Source organism: Mycolicibacter acidiphilus (genome assembly GCF_018455725.1).
In the GTDB taxonomy this organism is placed as follows: Bacteria; Actinomycetota; Actinomycetes; order Mycobacteriales; family Mycobacteriaceae; genus Mycobacterium; species Mycobacterium acidiphilum.
This window is the reverse complement of record NZ_JAHCLR010000029.1, coordinates 1-20,640: the sequence shown is the minus strand read 5'-3', so window position 1 is coordinate 20,640 and position 20,640 is coordinate 1. Positions and strand designations below refer to the sequence as shown.

The 20,640-nt window shown below is 67.1% G+C and carries 26 protein-coding genes; 19 read left to right on the top strand and 7 right to left on the bottom strand.

The window, feature by feature from the left end:
- The 3 genes from KIH27_RS14395 to KIH27_RS14385 form a co-directional block, all read left to right on the top strand.
- A partial coding sequence (locus KIH27_RS14395; protein ID WP_307856884.1) for an AbrB/MazE/SpoVT family DNA-binding domain-containing protein occupies window positions 1–307 on the top strand: 307 nt, incomplete at its 5' end.
- On the top strand, window positions 307–618 hold the full coding sequence (locus KIH27_RS14390) for a hypothetical protein (protein ID WP_214093644.1): 312 nt from the start codon (window positions 307–309) through the stop codon (window positions 616–618). The genes KIH27_RS14395 and KIH27_RS14390, both read left to right, overlap by 1 nt.
- Window positions 619–845: 227 nt before the next feature.
- On the top strand, window positions 846–1,373 hold the full coding sequence (locus KIH27_RS14385) for a hypothetical protein (RefSeq protein ID WP_214093643.1): 528 nt from the start codon (window positions 846–848) through the stop codon (window positions 1,371–1,373).
- Window positions 1,374–1,860: 487 nt separating this feature from the next.
- Here KIH27_RS14385 and KIH27_RS14380 read toward each other — a convergent pair whose 3' ends face one another.
- Window positions 1,861–2,139: a CDGP domain-containing protein gene (locus tag KIH27_RS14380; RefSeq protein ID WP_250150158.1), complete on the bottom strand. Its 279-nt coding sequence runs from the start codon at window positions 2,137–2,139 to the stop codon at window positions 1,861–1,863.
- 134 nt (window positions 2,140–2,273) lie between these two features.
- Between KIH27_RS14380 and KIH27_RS14375 the strand changes: the two genes are divergently transcribed.
- From KIH27_RS14375 to KIH27_RS14335, 9 genes are all read left to right on the top strand, one after another.
- Window positions 2,274–2,486 carry a hypothetical protein gene (locus tag KIH27_RS14375; RefSeq protein ID WP_214093647.1) on the top strand — a complete coding sequence of 71 codons (213 nt, stop codon included), beginning with the start codon at window positions 2,274–2,276 and terminating at the stop codon, window positions 2,484–2,486.
- 227 nt (window positions 2,487–2,713) lie between these two features.
- Window positions 2,714–3,175 (top strand): hypothetical protein, encoded by a 462-nt coding sequence (locus tag KIH27_RS14370; protein ID WP_214093641.1) that lies wholly within the window; start codon window positions 2,714–2,716, stop codon window positions 3,173–3,175.
- Window positions 3,176–3,208: 33 nt separating this feature from the next.
- Entirely contained in the window at window positions 3,209–4,669 is a 1,461-nt protein-coding gene (locus KIH27_RS14365) for a DNA recombination protein RmuC (protein ID WP_250150153.1), read from the top strand.
- A gap of 36 nt (window positions 4,670–4,705) precedes the next feature.
- Window positions 4,706–5,362: a TetR/AcrR family transcriptional regulator gene (locus KIH27_RS14360; RefSeq protein ID WP_214093640.1), complete on the top strand. Its 657-nt coding sequence runs from the start codon at window positions 4,706–4,708 to the stop codon at window positions 5,360–5,362.
- Window positions 5,363–5,526: 164 nt separating this feature from the next.
- On the top strand, window positions 5,527–6,351 hold the full coding sequence (locus tag KIH27_RS14355) for an SDR family oxidoreductase (protein WP_214093639.1): 825 nt from the start codon (window positions 5,527–5,529) through the stop codon (window positions 6,349–6,351).
- A 29-nt stretch (window positions 6,352–6,380) separates the two neighbouring features.
- Window positions 6,381–7,601, top strand: a complete 1,221-nt coding sequence (locus KIH27_RS14350) for an acyl-CoA dehydrogenase family protein (protein WP_214093638.1) — start codon at window positions 6,381–6,383, stop codon at window positions 7,599–7,601.
- A complete protein-coding gene (locus tag KIH27_RS14345; protein WP_214093637.1) occupies window positions 7,598–8,371 on the top strand; it encodes an SDR family oxidoreductase in 774 nt (257 codons plus the stop codon). The genes KIH27_RS14350 and KIH27_RS14345 overlap by 4 nt, the downstream gene beginning before the upstream one ends.
- The gene (locus KIH27_RS14340) at window positions 8,364–9,395 is read left to right on the top strand and encodes a phosphotransferase family protein (protein WP_214093636.1); all 1,032 of its coding nucleotides are present in this window, start codon (window positions 8,364–8,366) and stop codon (window positions 9,393–9,395) included. Before KIH27_RS14345 ends, KIH27_RS14340 begins: the two co-directional genes overlap by 8 nt.
- A gap of 44 nt (window positions 9,396–9,439) precedes the next feature.
- The gene (locus KIH27_RS14335; RefSeq protein WP_214093635.1) at window positions 9,440–10,210 is read left to right on the top strand and encodes an MBL fold metallo-hydrolase; all 771 of its coding nucleotides are present in this window, start codon (window positions 9,440–9,442) and stop codon (window positions 10,208–10,210) included.
- A 12-nt stretch (window positions 10,211–10,222) separates the two neighbouring features.
- Here the strand turns inward: KIH27_RS14335 and KIH27_RS14330 are convergent, their stop codons facing one another.
- Window positions 10,223–11,254, bottom strand: coding sequence for an LLM class flavin-dependent oxidoreductase (locus tag KIH27_RS14330; RefSeq protein WP_214093634.1), 1,032 nt, complete (start codon window positions 11,252–11,254; stop codon window positions 10,223–10,225).
- Window positions 11,255–11,327: 73 nt separating this feature from the next.
- On the opposite strand from KIH27_RS14330, the gene KIH27_RS14325 reads away from it, so the two are divergent.
- Window positions 11,328–11,819, top strand: coding sequence for an SRPBCC family protein (locus tag KIH27_RS14325; RefSeq protein ID WP_214093633.1), 492 nt, complete (start codon window positions 11,328–11,330; stop codon window positions 11,817–11,819).
- 5 nt (window positions 11,820–11,824) lie between these two features.
- On the top strand, window positions 11,825–12,397 hold the full coding sequence (locus KIH27_RS14320) for a TetR/AcrR family transcriptional regulator (RefSeq protein ID WP_214093632.1): 573 nt from the start codon (window positions 11,825–11,827) through the stop codon (window positions 12,395–12,397).
- Window positions 12,398–12,414: 17 nt separating this feature from the next.
- Here the strand turns inward: KIH27_RS14320 and KIH27_RS14315 are convergent, their stop codons facing one another.
- The 5 genes from KIH27_RS14315 to KIH27_RS14295 form a co-directional block, all read right to left on the bottom strand.
- Window positions 12,415–12,894 (bottom strand): LppA family lipoprotein, encoded by a 480-nt coding sequence (locus tag KIH27_RS14315; RefSeq protein WP_214093631.1) that lies wholly within the window; start codon window positions 12,892–12,894, stop codon window positions 12,415–12,417.
- 95 nt (window positions 12,895–12,989) lie between these two features.
- The gene (locus KIH27_RS14310; protein WP_307856883.1) at window positions 12,990–14,888 is read right to left on the bottom strand and encodes an alpha/beta hydrolase; all 1,899 of its coding nucleotides are present in this window, start codon (window positions 14,886–14,888) and stop codon (window positions 12,990–12,992) included.
- On the bottom strand, window positions 14,881–15,243 hold the full coding sequence (locus KIH27_RS14305; RefSeq protein WP_214093630.1) for a hypothetical protein: 363 nt from the start codon (window positions 15,241–15,243) through the stop codon (window positions 14,881–14,883). The genes KIH27_RS14310 and KIH27_RS14305 overlap by 8 nt, the downstream gene beginning before the upstream one ends.
- A gap of 74 nt (window positions 15,244–15,317) precedes the next feature.
- The gene (locus KIH27_RS14300; RefSeq protein ID WP_214093629.1) at window positions 15,318–15,587 is read right to left on the bottom strand and encodes a hypothetical protein; all 270 of its coding nucleotides are present in this window, start codon (window positions 15,585–15,587) and stop codon (window positions 15,318–15,320) included.
- Between the two features lie 43 nt (window positions 15,588–15,630).
- Window positions 15,631–16,374 carry an alpha/beta fold hydrolase gene (locus KIH27_RS14295; RefSeq protein ID WP_214093628.1) on the bottom strand — a complete coding sequence of 248 codons (744 nt, stop codon included), beginning with the start codon at window positions 16,372–16,374 and terminating at the stop codon, window positions 15,631–15,633.
- A 23-nt stretch (window positions 16,375–16,397) separates the two neighbouring features.
- On the opposite strand from KIH27_RS14295, the gene KIH27_RS14290 reads away from it, so the two are divergent.
- The 5 genes from KIH27_RS14290 (at window position 16,398) to thyX (ending at window position 20,500) form a co-directional block, all read left to right on the top strand.
- Window positions 16,398–17,198 carry a thymidylate synthase gene (locus tag KIH27_RS14290; RefSeq protein ID WP_214093627.1) on the top strand — a complete coding sequence of 267 codons (801 nt, stop codon included), beginning with the start codon at window positions 16,398–16,400 and terminating at the stop codon, window positions 17,196–17,198.
- Window positions 17,195–17,683, top strand: a complete 489-nt coding sequence (locus KIH27_RS14285) for a dihydrofolate reductase (protein ID WP_214093626.1) — start codon at window positions 17,195–17,197, stop codon at window positions 17,681–17,683. Before KIH27_RS14290 ends, KIH27_RS14285 begins: the two co-directional genes overlap by 4 nt.
- Entirely contained in the window at window positions 17,683–18,888 is a 1,206-nt protein-coding gene (locus KIH27_RS14280; RefSeq protein ID WP_214093625.1) for a winged helix-turn-helix domain-containing protein, read from the top strand. The genes KIH27_RS14285 and KIH27_RS14280 overlap by 1 nt, the downstream gene beginning before the upstream one ends.
- Before the next feature lie 133 nt (window positions 18,889–19,021).
- Window positions 19,022–19,705 (top strand): sensor domain-containing protein, encoded by a 684-nt coding sequence (locus KIH27_RS14275; protein WP_214093624.1) that lies wholly within the window; start codon window positions 19,022–19,024, stop codon window positions 19,703–19,705.
- A gap of 42 nt (window positions 19,706–19,747) precedes the next feature.
- Entirely contained in the window at window positions 19,748–20,500 is a 753-nt protein-coding gene (gene thyX, locus KIH27_RS14270) for an FAD-dependent thymidylate synthase (protein ID WP_214093623.1), read from the top strand.
- The last annotated feature ends 140 nt before the right edge of the window (window positions 20,501–20,640 follow it).

The window sequence follows — 20,640 nt, the reverse complement described above, 5'->3', positions numbered from 1 at the left end:
CGTCATGGCGTTTCATGGGTATGTCGGGGTGCAATCACGGGGTGTTGTCGCGCTGCCGGCGGAGGTCCGGCGTCGGCTGCACCTGGACGAGCCGGGTGCGCAGGTGGAGATCATCGAGCGCGAGGACGGTGTACTGGAACTCCGGCCGTCGCTGCCGGTTCCCGCTGATCAGCGTTGGTTTTGGGCCGAGCGCTGGCAGCAGCGGGAGCAGGAAGTTGACGGCCACATCGCGGCAGGGCGGGTGACGGTCCACCAAGATGGTGATGCCCTGTTGGAGCATCTGGATCGGCTGGACGCTGATCGGTAGTGAAGTTTGAAACGACACCGGCGTTCGACGCCGACTATCGTCGGCTCAAACGTGAGCGCCGCGATGCGTTCCGTCGAGTGCTGACAACCAAGTTCATCCCAGCGTGCGACGCGCTGGTGGTCGATCCGTCGGCCGCCTGGCCCAGGTCGCTTCGGGTCAAGTCGGTTCAGGGCGCGCCCAACGTATTAGAAATGACCTGGTCGTTCGCGAGTCCCGACGGTCGTGCCACCTTCGAACTGGTCACAGTCGACGACGAACTCCGTTGCCGGTGGCGCAGGATCGGCGACCACTCCGTGTTCGACTCGCCCTGATGCCGCGCGGGAGGACAGTCGAGAGTATGGACGGCAACATCAACAATGGATTCCGCTGGCTTAGATCATGTTTCGACACAGAAACCGGACCTTGGTCGCGAGTCGGGAAACTACCCCCTTCACGGTCGAGCCGTATCAGGGCTCGGCAGTCGTTTCTGACTTGCCGTGATCTTCGGGGTTGGAGTCGGTCGTGTCGAGGGGCGCGCATCGTGTGTCAATGTTGACCGGTGACCGCTCAGGCATTCGTCGACGAGTCGGGCAGGGGCGCCCGCTACTACGTGTGCGTAGCGGTGGTGACCGATGGGGACGTGGACTCATTGCGTCGCGTGGCGCGCTCGCTTTGCTTACCAGGGCAACGACGGTGGCATTTCGTGCATGAACGCGCCAGCCGGCGCCGGCAAATCGTCGATGCGCTCGTGAGCAACGCCGCAGCGACCGCGCTGGTTTTTCACGGCAAGGGTGACGAGACCGCGGTCCGAGCTGAAAGCTTCCGCAGAATGGTGCGTCAACTACTCGACCGCAACGTCACCCGGTTGGTTATCGAATCGCGCGAGGGCCGCGACCATCTGGATCGGCAAGTGCTCGTCGGTGAACTACGCGGGCAGGCTGCCGGTTTCGGTTACGACCACCTGCCGGCACATAGCGACCCGCTGTTGTGGGTTGCAGACGCCGTCGCCTGGTGCTCGTCGGCCGGTGGAGTGTGGGCTGAACGGATTCACCCGCTTGTCGGGCACTTGGAGCGTGTCGTCCCTTGAAAGCGCGAAGCCCGGCCGCTCACCGTCCGGAGAGGAGCCGGGCTCACTTCCTGAAGCTCAACGCCCCAGGCTCGTTCGAGTCTATACCACGTCGCTGCCACCACGGAAGCAAACGTTTGGGCATGTGGGAGGTCCTGAGACGTGCGACCTCCGACCCGTGTTCTGGCGGAGCTTGTCCATCGGGGCCTTCGTCCGTGGAGTCGCCAGCAAGCCCACCAATGCGGGTCACTTCACATGTCCCGAACAACACCCCTGCGTCCACTGGTGCTTTTACCGGCGACTTTGTTGATGCTCCAGGTCCGAAATGACACAGAAACGGGACCTACCTCACGTGTCGCGAACGACACCCCATACCCTCGGAGGTGCTTTTACCTGCGATTTTCCCAATGTTCATGGCTCGAAACGGCAGACCGACGTCACCTTGGTCAGCTCGGGGACATCAGCGCCCGGCTGCAGGGTTACCCAAGCCTGGCCGTGACACCCGCCGCTACGGGTCGATGTGGGCGTCGGGCTGGTAGAAGGCGTGCGACGGATACTGCTGGCCGACCGGACCCATCCGGTGGCAGTCCTTCTGCATCGGCGGCGACTTCGGCGGTTCGTAGTAGTAGACGACGCAGCGCTCCCAGGTGCCGTCCGGGTCGACCGGTCCGTCGCACTTCTGCGCGGTGGAGAAGAACAGCAGCGGATTGTCCTGGCACCCGGCGCCGGCGCGGGGCGTCGAAACGATCAGACCCGAAACCGCGAGGACGGCGACCAGCCCGCCCAAGACCCAGTGCCGCACCGGCCGCCCCTTTCCCGTCAATGCCGCACTGACCCTACGCCGGGCGGCGGCCGCTGCGGCGGTGTTTGCTGTCGTGGTTCCCGCACAGCCGCTCCGGTGAGGCGCTAGGCTGCGATCCCGTGACCCAAGCAACAAACAACCCGCAGGCGATCAATGACCTGATGGCGCGCACGCTGGAGTCCCTCCGCGTCGCCTATGAGGATCTGACCGAGCTGGCCGAGCACAAGAACGGGATCACCGCCGTCGTGCAGACCGCCCGGGGCACGGCCCTGATCCACGACCTGCGCAAGCAGATCGACCTCGTCAACAAGCTGCTGCCGTTCAAGGGCTGAGACGGTTTAGCGGCTATTTCTGCGGTTCGGTTCAGGCTGCGTCGGTAGCATCCGTTCCCGTGTTCGCAGCCGGGGTCAGATCGTTCGCCGTTGGGATCTGCGTGTCGCTGTGCGTCGGTATCGTGCCCGCTGCGGCGGATCCGACAGCGCCGACAGTGCAGGCAGATCCAGCGGCCCCGACTGCGTCAGCGGACCCGACGACCTCGGTGGCTCCGGCGGTCCCACCGGTGGCGGCCCCCAATCTGAGCGGCTACACCGCCGTCAACGCCGCCGAATATCCCGCCATCATTCCGGCCGAGTGGGCCAACGCCGAGGCCTGGTCCGGCTCGGTGTTCGAAGCGCCGGGCGGCCAGCGCTGCTCGCTGATGAGCAACTCGCGCGGCGGTTGGGTCGAGGTCAACTGCTGGGGCACGATGCCCAACGGCGCGCAGGGCATCGCGACGGCCTACAACTACACGGCGGGCAGCTTCACCGAGCGTCAAGGTGACCTGACGGGCTACAACGCGAGCCTGGGGGAGTTCCACCTGTTGCCGGCGGGCAGCAAGATCACCCAGCGCACCGCGGACATCTCGGCGACCTGCGCCGTCGACGCGGCGATCTCCTGCGTGGCCGAGCGTCAGGGTGAGGGTGGCAAGCCCGTCCGTCAGCATGGATTCGTGCTGTCCGAGCAGGGCAATTCCCCGTTCTGAGGTGATGTCGGTGGCCGGGTCTACGGTTCCGGCATGGACACCCTGGTACTGATTCTCTGCGTCGCACTCGCGATCCTGGTGGTGATCCTGCAGGTCGTACTGCTGCTGCGGCCGCGGGGTACGGCGATCCCGGCGGAGCAGCTCACCGCACTGCGCGGTGACAGTGAGCGGGTCGAGCGCACGCTGCGGGAGGAGCAGCGGGCCGGCCGCACCGAGCTGGCGCAATCATTCCGCGAGTTCGGCGCTCATGTGCAGGTGCAATTGGACAACCTCAACGGCCGTCAGCGGGAGCGCATCGAGGACTTCTCCGCCCGGCTGGCCCAGTTCAGCGACGGCACCCAACACCGCGGTGAGGCGTTGCGCAACCAGCTGATCGAGGACGCGCGCACCACGCGGGAGGAATCGCAGACCGCGCTCCAGCGGTTCGGCGTCGGCCTGCAGGACACCCTGGAGCGGCTGGGCGCCGACAATCAGCAGCGGATCACCGAGATGCGGACCACGCTGGACCAGCAGCTGAAGAGCTTGCAGAGCGAGAACACCGCGCAACTGGAGAAGATGCGCGCGACGGTCGATGAGAAGCTGCAGGCCACCCTGGAGACCCGGCTGGCCCAGTCGTTCACGCAGATCTCCGAGCGGTTGGAGGCCGTGCAGCGCGGGCTCGGCGAGATGCAGAGTCTGGCGACCGGCGTAGGTGACCTGAAGCGGGTGCTGTCCAACGTCAAGACCCGCGGCATCTTCGGTGAGACGCAACTGGCGGCACTGCTCAGTGAGACCCTGACACCGGAGCAGTACGCCACGAACGTCGTGACGGTGCCCGGCTCCACCGCACGGGTGGAGTTCGCGATCCGGCTGCCCGGCCCCGACGACGGCACCGGGATCCTGCTGCCGATCGACGCGAAATTCCCGCGGGAGGATTTCGAGCGGCTGCTGGACGCCCAGGAGCACGCCGATGCTGCCGGTGAGGTGGAGGCGCGCAAGGCGCTGATGAAACGAGTCGAAGCCGAAGCCGCCGACATCCGTGACAAATACCTGGCGCCGCCCTACACCACCGACTTCGCCATCCTGTTCCTGGCCACCGAGAGCCTGTACGCCGAAGTGCTGCGCCAGCCGGGTCTGTTCGAGCGGTTGCAGGCCGAGTACAAGGTCGTGCTGGCCGGGCCCACCACGCTGGCCGCCCTGCTCAACAGTCTGCGGATGGGTTTTCGCACGCTGGCGATCGAGAAGCGCAGCAGCGAAGTGTGGCAGGTCCTCGGTGCGGTCAAAACGGAGTTCGGGAAATTCGCCGACATCCTTGAGCGCACCCGTAAGCAGTTGGACACCGCTCGCAACACCATCGACAGCGCCGGGGTGCGCAGCCGTGCCATTCAACGGAAGCTCCGCGGAGTCGAGTCGCTGCCGGTGGCGGAGTCGCAGGCGCTGCTGGGGGAGTTCACCGCCGACGCCGATGACGGCCTCGCAGCCGCGGACCTCGAGGTCGCCGTCGACAGAATTTGACCTGAAGTTGAGTCTGGATTCAGTTACGATGTGGCGATGGATGCCGTTCCGGTGGCTGCCGCCCGCCAATTGCCGGCGACGGTGCGTGGGGCCAAGACCCGAGCCGGGCTGATCGCGGCGGCGCGCAAGGTGTTCGAGCGTGACGGCTACCTCGACGCCAAACTCAGCGACATCACCAAAGCTGCGGGCTGCGCGATCGGATCGTTCTACACCTACTTCTCCAATAAGGAGGAGATCTTCGCCGCGGTCCTTGAGCAGGCGCAGCAGGACATGCTGCACCCGGGGATGGACCGGGTCAGTGCCGCCGACGACCCGTATGCGGTGCTGGAGGCCAGTAATCGCGCCTACCTGGAGGCCTACCGGCGCAACGCCAAGTTGATGGGGCTGCTTGAGCAGGTCGCCCAGATCGACCCGGAGTTCCGGGCGTTCCGGGCGCGACGGGCCGATGCGTTCATCCGGCGCAACGCGGCCGGGATCGCCGACCTGCAGTCGCGTGGCATCGCCGACGGCGGGGTCGATGCGCTGCTGGCCTCACAGGCGCTGTCGGGCATGGTCAGTCGGCTGGCCTACAACGCGTTCGTCCTGGGTGGGATCGCCACGGCCGGTGACGACGGATTCGAGGCACTGGTGGCAACCGTGACCCGGCTGTGGGCGAATGCGCTGCGTTTCCCGGACGTTCCGTCCGGGCCTTGAACATGAATCCGGTTTCAATTATGGTCGGGCTGTCGGGGCGCAATGATCGCGGTCGGGAAGCGGGAAGTGAAAACCCGTCACACGGCCGGGATGTGTGCGGTCTTGGCGGGACACGCCGTGCCCGCGGAGCGGTCCGGACGCGGTACTGACGAAGGAGGTCGGGGATGCAGGTTTCCGGGAAGGTTGCGATCGTCACCGGTGGCGGCAGCGGTATCGGCGCAGCCCTGAGCGCGGCACTGGTACGTGATGGCGCCCGGGTGGTGGTCGCCGACCTCGACGAGCCGGCGGTCCGGATGGTCGCGGACGGACTCAACGCCGACCGGTCCGAGCCGGTTGCGGCCGCAGCGGCCGTCGACGTCTCCGAAACCCAGGCGATCCGGCACCTGATCGAACTGGCTGACCGCGAATTCGGGCCGGTGGACCTGTATTTCGCCAACGCCGGCATTCTCGGAGCGGTCGGCCTGGAAGCCGACGAATCCGACTGGGCGCGCAGTATCGATGTCAACCTGATGGCCCATGTACGAGCCGCGCAACTGCTGGTGCCGGAGTGGGTCCGGCGCGGCAGCGGTTACTTCATCTCCACCGCCTCGGCGGCCGGACTGCTGACTCAGGTCGGCTCGGCCACCTACTCGGTGACCAAGCACGCCGCTGTCGGCTTCGCCGAATGGCTGGCGGTCAGCTACGGAGACCAGGGGGTGCGGGTCAGCTGTCTGTGTCCGATGGGGGTCAGCACCAAACTGCTCTACGCCGGGCAGGACTCCGACGACCCGCGCGCCCGGGCGGCGACCCGCGCGGTCACCACCGCCGGGCAGGTGCTCGAACCCGCGCACGTCGCCGACGTCGTCCTCGAAGCGATCGATGCGGAACGCTTCCTGATCCTGCCGCATCCCGCCGTGCTGGACATGTACCGGCACAAGGGTGAGGACTACGACCGGTGGCTGCACGGTATGCGCCGCTACCAGGAAAGCCTGTACCACGCAGACCGCTGATTGTTTGATAGAAGCCCGGAGGAGCCTGCATGTCCCTGTTCGAAATGTCCGATCGCGCAACGAAATACCGGAACGACCTGCTGGAGTTCATGGATGCCTGCGTCTACCCGGCGGAGTCGGTGTACGAGGCGCAGATGGCCGAGTCGGGCAACCCGCACTTTCAGCCCCCCATCCTGGAGGAACTCAAGGAGCAAGCCCGCAGTCGCGGCCTGTGGAACCTGTTCCATCCCAACCCCGAATGGGGTCCGGGCCTGACCAACCTGGAGTACGCGCCGCTGGCCGAGATCATGGGCCGCAGTCCGCAACTGGCGCCGGAGGCCTGCAACTGCAATGCCCCCGACACCGGCAACATGGAGGTGTTCACGCTGTTCGGCAGCGACGAGCACAAGGAGAAATATCTCAAGCCGCTGCTGGAGGGCACGATCCGCTCCGCGTTCGCGATGACCGAACCGCAGGTAGCGTCCTCCGATGCCACCAACGTCCAGCTGTCGATGGTGCGCGACGGCGATGCGTACGTGCTCAACGGCCGGAAGTGGTTCGCCTCCAACGCCCTGCACGCCAACTGCAAAGTCATGATCGTGATGGGAAAAACCGATCCGGATGCCGCCACTCACCGGCAGCAGTCGATGCTCGTCGTCCCGATCGACGCACCCGGCGTGACCGTCATGCGCGGACTGCCGGTCTTCGGTTACCAGGACCGGGAAGGCCACGCCGAGATCGATTTCCACGATGTGCGCGTCCCGGTCACCGACGTGCTCAAGGGGGAAGGCGAGGGGTTCGCGATCGCGCAGGCCCGGCTCGGGCCGGGGCGCATCCATCACTGCATGCGCTGCATCGGGATGGCCGAGCGGGCACTGGAACTGATGTGCCTGCGGGCGGACTCGCGGACCACCTTCGGACGACCGATCAGTGCGAACGCCAACATCCGGGACTGGATTGCCGAGGCGCGCATCGACATCGAGATGATCCGGTTGCTCACCCTCAAGGCCGCGTACCTGATGGACACCGTCGGCAACAAGGCCGCGCAGACCGAGATCGCCGCGATCAAGGTCGCCGCCCCCAACATCGCCCTGAAGATCGTCGACCGGGCCATCCAGGTGCACGGAGCGGGCGGGGTCACCGACGACTTCCCGCTGGCCGGCTTCTGGGCGCACCTGCGCACGTTGCGCCTGGCCGATGGGCCGGATGAAGTGCACAAGCGGGCCATCGCCCGTCAGGAATTGAAGAAATACCGGGAGGTTTCGCAGTGACAACCGATTTGAGTGGACGCACCGCGATCATCACCGGGGCATCCCGCGGTATCGGGTTGGCGATCGCCCAGCGACTGGCCGGCGCCGGGGCCAATGTGGTGCTGACCGCACGCACCCAGGAGGCCGCCGACGCCGCCGCGGCGCAGGTCGACGGCACCGCACTCGGGGTGGCGGCGCACGTCGCCGAGGACGACGCCGCTCAGCGTTGCATCGAGGCGGTGCTGGATCGGTTCGGCGGCATCGACATGCTGGTGAACAACGCCGGCACGAACCCGGCGTTCGGCCGGCTGATCGACCAGGATCACGGCCGGTTCGCCAAGATCTTCGACGTCAACCTGTGGGGTCCGCTGCTGTGGACGTCGTGCGCGGTGAAGGCCTGGATGGGTGAGCACGGCGGTGCGGTGGTGAACACCGCCTCGATCGGCGGGATGAGCTTCGCGCCGCACATGGGCCTGTACAACGCCACCAAGGCAGCGCTGATCCACGTCACCAAGCAACTGGCACTGGAGCTTTCGCCGGGGGTGCGGGTCAACGCGGTCTGCCCCGGGGTGGTGCGCACCAAGATGGCGGAGGTGCTGTGGAAGGAGCATGAACAGGCGCTATCGGTGACGACACCGCTCGGCCGGATCGGTGAGCCGGTCGACGTGGCGGAAGCGGTGAAGTTCCTGGTGTCGGATGCGGCGAGTTGGATCACTGGGCAGACCCTGGTGATCGACGGCGGCCAGATCCTCGGGGACGCTTCGGGTTTCCGGGTGAGCCTCGATGGCTGATGCCGAACCGCTCGGGATCGACCCGCCGTCGGTGGCGCGCTGGATCGCCGAACTCGGAATACCGGTCACCCGGCCGCTGACCTTCGAGCGCATCGGGCTGGGCCAGTCCAACCTCACCTACCTGGTGTGCGATGCCGCCGACCACCGCTGGGTGCTGCGCCGGCCACCGCTGGGACATCTGCTGGCGTCCGCGCACGACGTCGCCCGGGAGGCGAAAATCCTGTCGGCACTGGGCGAGACCGATGTGCCGACGCCGCGGGTATATGGACTGACCCGGGATTCCGAGGACACACCGCTGCTGCTGATGGAGTACGTCGACGGGGTGGTGGTGGACCGGATGGCGGTCGCCGAATCCCTGACCCCGGAACGCCGTCGGCAGATCGGGCTGTCAATGCCCAAGACGCTGGCCAGGATTCACGCGGTCGACATCGACGCGGTGGGCCTGGCCGATCTGGCCAGTCACAAGCCGTACGCGCAGCGTCAGCTCAAACGCTGGTCCGGGCAGTGGGAGCTGTCCAAGACACGCGAGCTACCGGCGCTTGACGATCTGACCCGCCGACTGGTGGCCGCCGAGCCGGCGAATCAGGAACTGACGCTGGTGCACGGCGACTTCCACCTGCGCAACGTCATCACCTCCCGGACCACCGGGCAGGTGAGCGCGGTGCTGGACTGGGAACTGTCCACCCTCGGTGACCCGCTGGCCGACATGGGCAGCCTGCTGGCGTACTGGCCGGAACCGGGCGAGGAGGCCATCGCCGGGGAGTTCATCATCGCCACCCTCGACGGCTTCCCGAACCGCGCCGAACTTGCCCGGGTGTATCTGGAGCAGACCGGCCGCGACGCCGCGACGCTGGCGTACTGGCACGCGCTGGGGCTGTGGAAGGTCGCGATCATCGCCGAGGGGATCATCCGACGGGTGCTGGACAACCCGGCGAACCGGGCGGCGGGGGGCACGCCGATCACTGCGTGGGTCGACGCCCTGGTGGATAAGGCGCGGGAAGTGGCCGAGCAGGCGGTTATCTGAGCCGGTAGGGGCTGGGAATGGGCATGCCGGACGGGAGGGCGGCGATGGCCGATTTGAGCGGTAACCGAGACGTCGCCACGAACTATCGCTGGACCCGGCTGTCCGAGTGCGCGTATCAGGCCCGGCTGCCATTCTGCGACGTCAACGTCGGAGCGGTGGTCGGTGCGACTGCCGTACTGATCATCGACTGCGGCACCACGCTCATCGAAGCCCGCCGGGTCGCTGACGATCTGTTGATGCTGGCCGACCGCCCGGTCCGGCACGTCGTGCTGACACATGCTCACTTCGACCATGTGCTGGGTTCGTCGGCATTTGCATCCGCCACCGTCTACGCCGCGCCGCAGGCTGCGGCACTGCTGGCGACCGGTCGCGCCGAACTTCGCGCGGATGCGGTGCACCACGGTGCGGATCCCGAACTGGTCGATGCCGCCCTGGCCGCACTGCGGCCGGTTGACCGCACGATCACGAATCTGGACCTGGATCTCGGCGGTCTCACCGTGCATGTCGCGCACCCCGGCAGTGGCCACACCGACCACGATCTGGTGGTGCTGGTTCCTGCGGTCGGGCCGTCGGACCGGCCGGTGGTGTTCTGCGGAGACCTGGTTGAGGAATCCGGTGACCCGGCCATTGGAGCCGATGCGGAGCTGCCAGCGTGGCCGGGCACCCTGGACCGGGTGCTGGAGGTCGGCGGTCCGGACGCGATCTACGTGCCGGGCCACGGAGTACCGGTCGGGTCGGATTTCGTTCATCGACAGCGGGATTGGCTGGCGGGCCGCCGCGAACCGGATTCCCGCTGCGGGGACGGCTCCGGGTAGTGGTTGGTTGGCTTAACCGGCGATGACCCGCAGCAGCCGGCTCAACGTGGCCAGTTGCTGCTCGTACGGTCCGTCGAGTTTCGCCAGCAGGGTGTCGATTCCGGCGTTGCGGTACAACCGGATTCGCTCGGTGATTTGATCCGGGGTACCGAGCAGGTTGGTGTGGCTGCCGAGTTCGATCGGGACCTCGCGGCGGGCGGCGCCCCGATCACCCGACTGCCACAATTCGGCGACCCGCGCCACGGCGTCACCGAACCCGAGCCGGGTGAAGGCGTCGTTGTAGAAGTTGCGACTACCGGTACCCGCTGAGCCCATCGCGCCGATGGTGAACGCATAGCCGTCAGCGTGACGACGTGCTGCAGCGTCGGCTTCTGCTGCGGTATCGGTGAATTCGACTGCGACCGGCGCCACCAGCGTCAGATCCGCCAGGGTGCGCCCCGCATCCTCGGCGCCTTCCCGCAGCGGCCCGAGGAAGACCTCGGCGGCCTCGGGGATGAAGGCGTTGCCGAGCCAGCCGTCCGCAGCTTCGCCGGTCAACCGCAGGTTGACGGGCCCCATCGCGGCCACGTAGACCGGGACATGCGCCGGTGCGACCATCGGCTGCAGTGCGGCACCCGCACTGCCCGGCAACGGCAGCGGATAGATCTCCCCGGCGTGGTCCAGGCGTTCGCCGCGGCTGATCGTCCGGATGATCTCGATGGTCTCGCGGGTGGTCTGCACCGGCTTGCGGAACCGGACACCGTGCCAGCCCTCCATGACCCGTGGGCCGGAGACACCGATACCGAGGGTGAACCGCCCGTGCGACAGCTGCTGCAGGCTCAATGCGGATGTGGCGAGCAGGGCCGGTGAGCGTGAGCCTAGTTGGACGACGAAGGTACCGAGTTCGATCGTCGATGTGGCTGCGGCCAGATAGCCCAGGCCGGTTAGTGCGTCATAACCCCAGACCTCGGGCACCCACAGTGAGGAGACGCCGATCCGTTCGGCGTCCCGCGCGAACTCGATGGCGCCGGGCAGTCGCGGTTCGATGACAACGCCGACGCGCATGGTTCCTCCCGGACTTGGTCAGTGTTATGTTCTATACCATATTCCCTAGTCGGTCTGTTCGAAGGAGACGCTGGTGCGCTATCGGGATTGTCCGACCGTCGAGGTGTCCGATCGGGTGGTTGGTGACGTGGATCAGATCTGGGCTGCTGTCACCGACATCGGTCTGCCGGCGCGGTTCTCCGCTGAGTTGCAGCGGGTCGAATGGCTCGATGGTGCCGACCGGATTGTCGTCGGCGCCGGGTTTCGCGGCTACAACAGCAACCCCGCGGTCGGGGACTGGCAGACCGAAAGTCGGGTGGTGGAAGTCGAAGACGGTCGGCGGTGGGTGTGGCAGGTCCAAGGCGACGACGGCGTGGCGGCGACCTGGGGCTTCGAAGTCGATCCGACCGACGACGGCGCCATCGTGCGGCAGTGGGGCCGGATGGGGCCCGGACAATCCGGGCTGAGCCTGGCGATCGCGGCGATGCCCGAGAAGGAGGCGCGGATCGTGGCGCGGCGCCTGGGCGAATGGGAAGCCGGGATGCGGGCCAACCTGGCCGGGATCAAGGAACTCTGCGAGCGCTGACGGGTATGGGACCGCGAAGCGGCACCAAGACGAAAATGCTGGGCGGTGCGATCGAACTGCTGCGGGAACGCGGTGCCGCCGGCGTGACAGTCGACGCCGTCCTGTCCCGCACGAAATCGCCGCGCGGCTCGGTGTACCACCACTTTCCCGGCGGTCGTGACCAGATCATGACCGAGTCGCTCGCGCTGGCCGGCGACGTGATCGGCGCCGTCGTCGAAGGTGTGACCGCCGAGGGCTCCGTCGCGGCCCTGCACCGCCTCAGAGAGTTCTGGGCGACGACGCTGCGCGACTCGGACTTTCGCGCCGGCTGTCCGGTCGTCTCGGTGGCAGTCGGTGGATCGACCGCTGATGAGCACCTGCTGCCGGCGGTTGCCGAGATCTTCGCGCGCTGGCACCGGGTGATCGCTCACCAACTGGTGATCGAGGGCGTGCCACGACACCGTGCGGACCGGCTCGCCACGCTAGCCGTGGCTGCGATCGAGGGTGTGCTGATCCTGTGTCGCGCACAGCGCTCCACGGCGCCCCTCGACGACGTCATCGCCGAATTCGAGGTGCTGTTCGGGCCTGCTGCGGGGTAGGCCGGGCCCGCCGGGTGTCATGACGAGGAGTCACGTGGCAAGCGGCAACCGGTGTAGCCGGAGACCACCAGATTGCCTTTGTAGGCGACTTTGATGAATAGTCCAGTGGGACCGTAGAACCCGACGTCGTGGTTGCCCGGTTCGTTTTGCATGACCTGGACGTCAGTGGCGTTGAGTTGAGCGGCCGCGGATTCGGCTGTCTGTTGTATTTCCGCCCATTGTTGTTCAGATACGGGCACACGGACAGCGACTTTGTGCGGCAGAAAGTACCCTCGGGCGTTGGCATTCTTGTACGGTGGTCGCTGGCAATCCTCGCCTGAGCCTTCATGAGGGGTCTCCCACGTCGCCGCAGGAACCAATTCGCTGACGCTAGTGCTGATCTCGTCCATTGCGGTTTGCACTTGGATTTCAGTGTCTTCAAGTGAAGGCAGGGATCGGAGGGCGTCGATGGTGTTCGTGGTTTGCGTGGGCGCCGTCGTGCTGTCGGGCTGGTTCATGTGACATCCTGCCGTGGCTAGTGCGATGACGGCTGCGACGAGGAACAGGCGTTCGTGGTTCCGCCGCTGGGGGTCGAATGTTGTTCGGTTTCTCATCATTTTTCAGGAATCGCCTGATCGCTGAGGCCGGCCAGTACGGCGGCGAGGTTGTAGCCAGTGATTCGGAGTTCTCCGTTGTCGCCCTGCTGGGGGTATTGGGCGTGTCCGGAGGCGCCGTCGAGGTGGCGTCCGTCGGGCACGGTGGTGGGCACGGTGCTCAGGTGGATGAAGTTGGGGTTGGTGGCCGGGTTCGGGCCAAAGTCTCCGGCGCCGGAGGCATCGGCCGTACCCAGCAGGCCTTCGGCGAGGTAATTGAACGGGGGCGGCAGCACCGGGGCCAACTGGCGTGCGATGGGTGGGGCGTCGTAGGCCCCCTGGACCGGGTCGTCGGGTGCTTCCATGGTGTAGACGTGTCCGGGTTGCAGGTGTAGTTGCTGCGCGGTGGTGGCCTCGATGCCGGGAGAACCGTAGAAGATGGCGTCGGTGATGCCGTGATTGCCGGGTTCCTGTAGGGCCAGGCCGGTGGTCAGCGATCCGTAGGAGTGTCCGATCGCGGTCATGTGCGCCGATGCGCCCTCGTGCGAGGCCTGCAACCCGTCGTAGAAACGGGCCAGGTCGTGTGCGCCGGATCTGGCCACGGTGTCGTGGGTGACATCCCAGCCGCCGCCGGTCGAGTGGCCCGGGTCGTGCATCCCGGGAATCTGCGGGGTGTCGTAGCCGACCCACGCCACGGTCGCGACGGTGTCGTGTTCGTGGCCGGGGGTCGCGCTGAGTTGGCGTATTGCCTCGTTCCTCAGATGGGTTGCTTCATCTGCCATACCGCCGAGGGAATCCCGCACGGTGGTGTTGAGGCCCGGGGCGGTCACCGAGACGTGGTCGGCTTTGTCGGGGTTGCCGACCGCGATCGCGGCATGGGCTTGGCTGCCGCTTTCGGTGTCCAGCAGCAGCAGTTTCCGATCTGGGCTGGCTTTGAGCACACGGTCGACGGATTGCAGGTCGGGCAGGTGTTTCGCCCCGTCTCGGGCGGCATCGTACTGATGCTGCCACGCCTCGTAAGCCACCCGATCGGCGAAGATTGCACCCGGTGTATTGGGGCGCGGAATGTTCTTGCCGTCCGCCCAATCCGGGTGTGCGGCCTTCAGTGCGTCCGCGCGAGTCCCTGCTGTCTGAGCCTGGCCCAGGTCGTCGCTCAGGTGCCGTTTGTTGTACCAGTCGTTGCCCCGGTGATCATTGTCCGGATCAACCGGCATGCCGGGATGGTTGCCGATCGAATGGTCACGCTCGTACAGGGCATCCTTCTGCGCTGGTGTCAGCGACTCCCAGAAATCGTGGAACTGCACCGGATCTTCGGGGATCGGTTTTGACAGCGGATCGTCGGCCGGCACTTTCGGCGGGGCCAACGGCACCCGCGTCCCGTTGGAGACCATCCGCACGTTGCCCCCTGCGGTGGGTGCCGGGCCGAGTTTGGCGACAGCGGTGTCGATGACCGCAAGGTTCTTCGACCTGGTCGCTCGGGTGTTCCCCTGCGCGAAGAACGTCTTCTGCGCATCGGTGAATTCGGTGTTCCGCTGCACCTCGGCGATCTCGGCTTGGGCGTGCTCGACATTGGCGGTGATCTGCTGTTTGGCCCAGATCAGCACCCCACCAGTGGTGTGCGCCTGGTCGATCGCCGCGGTGAACTGTTGTTGGTGGGTCTGAATCGCCGCGGTGAGTCGACCGATCTGCTTGGCCGCGGCGTTGGCGGCGCTTCCGGTCCACACCTGCGAACCCGCGAACAGCATCGTCTCGTGGCGCTGCCAGTCCTCCAATGCCGTGGTCAACTGTTTGCGCTGGGTGCTGAGTTCATCCGCACGCCGAAAGTAGGCGTCCTCGTCGGCTTCGGGCCAGGCTCCACCGGCAGTCATCTCGACGGCATACGGGCCGGCCGGGTGCTCGATTCCCACCGGACTACGCACTGACCGGCTGCTCGCCCGCCGGCGCCGGTGACGTCGAAGGCGGCGTGCCGTCGTGGTCGCCGACCTGCAAGCCGGAGTTCAGCCGGGCGCTGAGCCGGGAATCCGTCGCCGCGTACAGGTGCGCAGCCCGGGTGATCTTGTCGCCCCCGGCAACGGCGGCCCGACCGGTAATGGGAAGGGCTTCGGTGAGCGGGGTTTCCACAGACTGCTGGCGGCTCAACCCGGCTGTCGACAACGCGTCGCCGCCGGCGGCGGTGAAGGGGTCCACCGTGGTCGGAAGTCGACCGGCCGCGGCGAAAAATCCCGTACCGGCATCGGTCACCGCAGCGGTGTCCACCCGCAGTACCTCCGACACCACGCCGCCCCTGTCCTGTTCGTCGATTAGCCGGTGAATATACCGGGCGTCGTCGTATTGCCGATACCTCGATGCTATGGGGTGTCGGCCACCGCGTCAGGGTGATTGGTGTCCTCGACCGGGATGTGGTGGGCGAGATCGCGAATGCGAGCCAATGCGATGCGGACCTGCTCGGTCATGTACTCGACGTAAGTGCGCAGCGCATGAACCGATTCGCGGGACCACTTCGCCGATTTCTCCCTCATCGTGGCCAGATGTTCTGAGGAGTTGGTGCTGAAAGTATTTGCGGCGGAGAGCAGTTGGTCGCGATGCGCCCGCAGGTCAGGCTTTGACGGCCCAGTCATGAGAAATTGCCTCTCTCGGAGGATCTTGGCATTCCTGCCGTGCCTACCCAATCAGCTTGGCGCCGAACAACTCCCGCATCGCCGCCCAGTGTCGTGCGGCGGCGTCGGCGTCGTACGGGGCGTTGTCGGGCACCGCGAAGCCGTGCTCGGCGGGGTAGAACTCCACGGTGTGCTCGACCCCGGCCGCGGTCAGCGTGTCATCGAGCGTCTTGGCGTTTGCCTCGGTGAACGAGGCATCCTTGTGCGCACCGGCGACGTAGACCGCCGCCTGGATCTTCTCGGCCAGCAGGTGCGGGCTGTCCGGGCTGTCGGTGACCAGCCCGCCGCCGTGGAATGACGCCAGCGCCGCCACCCGGCCCGGCACCCGGCCGGCCACCACCAGGCAGGTGCGTCCACCCATGCAGTAGCCGCAGATCCCGAACCGCTCGCCGCACACCTCCGGCCGCGAAGCCAGATAGTCGAAGAACGCCGCCGCGTCGGCGGCCATCACCTCCGGGGTGATCGAGTGCATCAGCGACATGATCCGGTCGCGCTCACCCGACTGGTGGAACACCGTTTTCATGTCGAACGGCGCCCAGCCCGGGTTGCGGTAGTAGACGTCGGGCAGCAGCACGGCGTAGCCGAAGCTCGCCAGCTGCGCTGCCATCTCGCGGAACGCCGGCCGCACCCCGCCGGCGTCGGGGTACATGACGATCCCCGGCCACGGACCGGCGTCGTCGCCGGGGGTGAACAGCAGGATCGGGCAGTCGCCGTCGGGCGTGGTGATCGTGTCGCTGACATGGGGCACGCCTTCCGTTCTAAGCTATCGGCGTGCCGATCGCCACCCCTTACGAGGACCTGTTGCGGCTGGTGTTGGAGCAGGGGACCCCCAAAGCCGACCGCACCGGCACCGGCACCCGCAGCGTGTTCGGCCACCAGTTGCGCTACGACCTGTCCGCCGGCTTCCCGCTGATCACCACCAAGAAGGTGCACCTGAAGTCGGTGGTCTACGAACTGCTGTGGTTTCTGCGCGGTGAGTCCAACGTGGCCTGGCTGCACGAGCACGGTGTGACGATCTGGGACGAGTGGGCTTCGCCGGCCGGGGAACTCGGGCCGATCTACGGCGTGCAGTGGCGGTCCTGGCCGACGCCGTCGGGCGAACACATCGACCAGATCGCCCGCGCCCTGGAGTTGCTGCGCACCGACCCCGACTCACGCCGGATCATCGTCTCGGCGTGGAACGTCGGTGAACTCGACCAGATGGCGCTGGCGCCGTGCCACGCGCTGTTCCAGTTCTACGTCGCCGACGGGAAGCTGTCCTGCCAGCTGTATCAGCGCAGCGCCGACCTGTTCCTCGGGGTGCCGTTCAACATCGCCAGCTACGCGCTGCTCACCCACATGATGGCCGCGCAGGCAGGGCTGGACGTGGGCGAGTTCGTCTGGACCGGCGGTGACTGCCACATCTACGACAACCACGTCGAGCAGGTCCGCACCCAGCTGTCGCGGGAACCGCGCCCGTATCCGCAACTGGTTCTGGCGCACCGTGATTCGATCTTCGACTACGAGTTCTCCGACATCGAGATCACCGGTTACGACCCGCACCCGGCGATCAAGGCGCCGGTCGCCGTATGACCCGTACGACGAACGTCGGGCTGATCTGGGCGCAGTCGACCTCCGGGATCATCGGCCGGGACGGCGACATCCCGTGGCGACTGCCCGAAGACCAGGCCCGGTTCAAACAGCTCACGCTGGGCCACGCTGTGGTGATGGGCCGGCTGACCTGGGAATCGTTGCCGGCCAGTGTGCGGCCGCTGCCCGGGCGGGACAACATCGTGCTGACCCGCAACGGTGACTATCGTGCCGACGGCGCCACCGTGGTGACCACCCTGGATGCGGCGCTGACCGGCGAGACCTGGGTGATCGGCGGCGGACAGATCTACGCGCAGGCCCTGCCACGGGCCACCCGCTGCGAGGTGACCGAGATCGACGTCGACCTGCCGCCCCGAGACGGCGACACTCCGGCACCGGCGCTCGACGACACCTGGCAGCGCACGGCGGGGGACTGGCTGACCAGCAGGACGGGGTTGCGATACCGGTTCGTCAGCTACCGCCGGTAATGGGTGCACTGACCGCGGCTCAGGCCCGCCGGATCGCGGTTGCCGCACAGGGATTCACTCAGGCCAAGCCGTCCGGGCCGCTGACCCGGGCGCACCTGCGGCGGCTGATCGACCGCATCCAGGTGCTGCAGTTGGACTCGGTATCGGTGGCGGTGCGCGCCCACTACGCCCCGGTGTTCAGCCGGCTCGGCCCCTACGACCGCACCGTGCTGGACCGGGCCGCGTGGAGCCACACCGAACGGTCACCGCGGCTGCTGGTGGAGTACTGGGCGCACGAGGCCGCGCTGATGGCCGTCGAGGACTGGCCGCTGCTGCGCTGGCGGATGCGCGGCTACACCCACGGGCGGTGGCGAACCGGCGTCGCGCAGGCCAATCCGCGCCTGGCCGACGACGTGATCGCCGCGGTGGGTGAGCTCGGGCCGGCCACCGCCGGACAGATCGAGACGCACCTGAGCGCGTCGTCGCACCGCGGTCGCGGCGCCTGGTGGAAGCGCAGCGACGTCAAGTGGGTGGCCGAGGAGCTGTTCGCGGCCGGCATTCTCACCACGGCGACCCGGGTGGGCTTCGCCCGGCACTACGACCTGGTCGAACGGGTGCTGCCGGCGGCGGTGCTCGACCGTCACGTCGACGACGACGAAGCGGTGCGCGAACTGATGCTGCGGGCCGCCGGCGCACTCGGCGTCGGCACCGAAGCCGACCTGCGCGACTACTTCCGGCTGTCGGCCGGTCAGGCCAAACCGGCGATCACCGCGCTGGTGGCAGACGGTGAATTGGAACCCGTCACCGTCGAGGGCTGGGATGCCCCGGCGTATCTTCGTGCCGGGCAACGTATTCCACGCCAGGACGCCGGAACCGCACTGCTGTGCCCGTTCGACCCGCTGATCTTCTTCCGGCCCCGGGTGCAGCGGTTGTTCGACTTCCACTACCGCATCGAGATCTATACCCCCGCGCACCGGCGCAAGCACGGCTACTACGTCTGGCCGTTCCTGCTCGATGGCGAGCTGGTCGGCCGGGTCGATCTCAAGGCCGATCGGCAGCGCGGTGCGCTGCACGTGGTCGGTGCGTTCGTCGAGGACGGCCGGGACCCGTCGCGGGTTGCGTCCGCGCTGACCGGGGAGCTGGAATCGATGACGTCCTGGCTGGGGCTCGACCGGGTGACGGTGGGGGATCGGGGCAACCTGATCCCGCGATTGCAGAAGCAGTAGGCGCCCTGATCGGCCGACATTTAGCGGCCGATGACCGCCAATAACCGGTGGCGAACCCCCGCGGCGGTACATTTGCAGAAGCTTTGACCGAGGGGGTCCGCGAAATCGGAGGTGCTGGCGAGTGCGTATTTCGATGACCGCATTCGTTCCGGTCGCCTGTTGTCTCCTGGTTGCCGGGTGCGGTCCGCACCAACACGCCAAGCCGCGCGCCACCACGACCGCCGTCACGACGACGCCCCCCGCACCGCCCGTTGGGCCCAAACAACTCCGGTCGTTGCTGCTGCACCCCGAAGACGTCAACCCGATCATGGGCGTCACCGACATGAAGGCGCGCGCCCCGCACGATGTGATGCCGGATGACAGCGGCTCGATGGAACCGCCGGACTGTCTGGCCATCGACGGTGTCGCGCAGGAAAAGGTCTACGCCGGAAGCGGTTACAGCGCGGTCCGGGAACAGATGCTCAGCGACGGTGAGGACAACGCCCACTTCGTCGATCAGGCGGTGGTGTTGTTTCCCACCGCGAAACAGGCGACTGATTTCTTCGACGCGTCCGTCAAACAGTGGCCCGCCTGCGAGGACTACCGGCACATTCAAAGCGGGTCGGAATGGGTCGCCGGCGAGATTTCCGACGCCGACGGCATGCTGCGGACGATCACGACCCAGCAGAACGCCGGTGACTCGGCGTGGCAGGCCTGCGGGCGGGCCATGACCGTCCGCAACAACGTCGTCGTCGACGTCAACACCTGCAGCACCGACCCGAAGGACAGTGCCGTCGTCATCGCCGACCGGATCGCCGCCAAGGTACCGATCGCCTGACATCGGCGACGGAACACTGCGAGGGTGAGCTAGGGTTTCGCGGTGGCCCAGACCGCACCGTTGCGCGTGCAACTGATCGGCAAGACCGAGTTCGCCGCACCGCCGGACGTGGTGTGGGGCACCGACGCCGACGGCGGCCAGGCGCTGCTGGAGTTCGCCGGGCGGGCCTGCTACGAGAGCTGGGACAAACCCAACCCGAAGACCGCCACGAACGCCGGCTACCTCAAGCACCTGCTGGACGTCGGGCATCTGGCGGTGTTCGAACACGCCAGCGTCACGTTCTACATCACCGGACTGTCCCGATCGTGCGCCCACGAACTGGTCCGGCACCGGCACCTGTCGTTCTCGCAGCTGTCGCAGCGCTACGTGCCCGACGGGGATGCCGACGTCGTCGTCCCGCCCGGCATCGCCGGCGACCCGGAACTGGAGCGGCTGTTCCTGGCCGCTGCCGACGCCAGCCACGCCAGCTACGCCGAGCTTCTGGCCGGCCTGGAAGCCCGGCTGGCCGACGCGCCGAACGCGGTGCTGCGGCGCAAACAGGCCAGGCAGGCCGCCCGATCGGTGCTGCCGGACGCCACCGAGACCCGGGTCGTGGTCACCGGCAACTACCGGGCGTGGCGGCATTTCATCGCGATGCGCGCCAGTGAGCACGCCGACCTGGAGCTGCGCCGGCTGGCGATCGAGTGCCTGCGGCAACTGGCGGCCGTCGCCCCGGTGATCTTCGGGGACTTCCAGATCACCCGGCTGGCCGACGGCACCGAGGTCGCGACCAGTCCGCTCGCGACCGAGGCCTGAGCCGGCGGAGCTTGCGGAGCCGGGGAAGGCAGTCGGGCGCCATCGGATCCGACCGAGGCCTGAGCCGTATCCCCGGTGAACGTGCAGACTTGAACGGGCCCAACGGGCTGTTGCAAAATCGGTAGTTAGGTGAGCTATCG

Bases quoted from the DNA above. Each gene is read 5' to 3' on its own strand.
- KIH27_RS14365 (WP_250150153.1), top strand. From the start codon at position 3,209: ATGGACACCCTGGTACTGATTCTCTGCGTCGCACTCGCGATCCTGGTG.
- KIH27_RS14360 (WP_214093640.1), top strand. From the start codon at position 4,706: ATGGATGCCGTTCCGGTGGCTGCCGCCCGCCAATTGCCGGCGACGGTG.
- KIH27_RS14355 (WP_214093639.1), top strand. From the start codon at position 5,527: ATGCAGGTTTCCGGGAAGGTTGCGATCGTCACCGGTGGCGGCAGCGGT.
- KIH27_RS14350 (WP_214093638.1), top strand. From the start codon at position 6,381: ATGTCCCTGTTCGAAATGTCCGATCGCGCAACGAAATACCGGAACGAC.
- KIH27_RS14340 (WP_214093636.1), top strand. From the start codon at position 8,364: ATGGCTGATGCCGAACCGCTCGGGATCGACCCGCCGTCGGTGGCGCGC.
- KIH27_RS14335 (WP_214093635.1), top strand. From the start codon at position 9,440: ATGGCCGATTTGAGCGGTAACCGAGACGTCGCCACGAACTATCGCTGG.
- KIH27_RS14330 (WP_214093634.1), bottom strand. From the start codon at position 11,254: ATGCGCGTCGGCGTTGTCATCGAACCGCGACTGCCCGGCGCCATCGAG.
- KIH27_RS14320 (WP_214093632.1), top strand. From the start codon at position 11,825: ATGGGACCGCGAAGCGGCACCAAGACGAAAATGCTGGGCGGTGCGATC.
- KIH27_RS14315 (WP_214093631.1), bottom strand. From the start codon at position 12,894: ATGAACCAGCCCGACAGCACGACGGCGCCCACGCAAACCACGAACACC.
- KIH27_RS14300 (WP_214093629.1), bottom strand. From the start codon at position 15,587: ATGACTGGGCCGTCAAAGCCTGACCTGCGGGCGCATCGCGACCAACTG.
- KIH27_RS14285 (WP_214093626.1), top strand. From the start codon at position 17,195: ATGACCCGTACGACGAACGTCGGGCTGATCTGGGCGCAGTCGACCTCC.
- KIH27_RS14280 (WP_214093625.1), top strand. From the start codon at position 17,683: ATGGGTGCACTGACCGCGGCTCAGGCCCGCCGGATCGCGGTTGCCGCA.
- KIH27_RS14275 (WP_214093624.1), top strand. From the start codon at position 19,022: ATGACCGCATTCGTTCCGGTCGCCTGTTGTCTCCTGGTTGCCGGGTGC.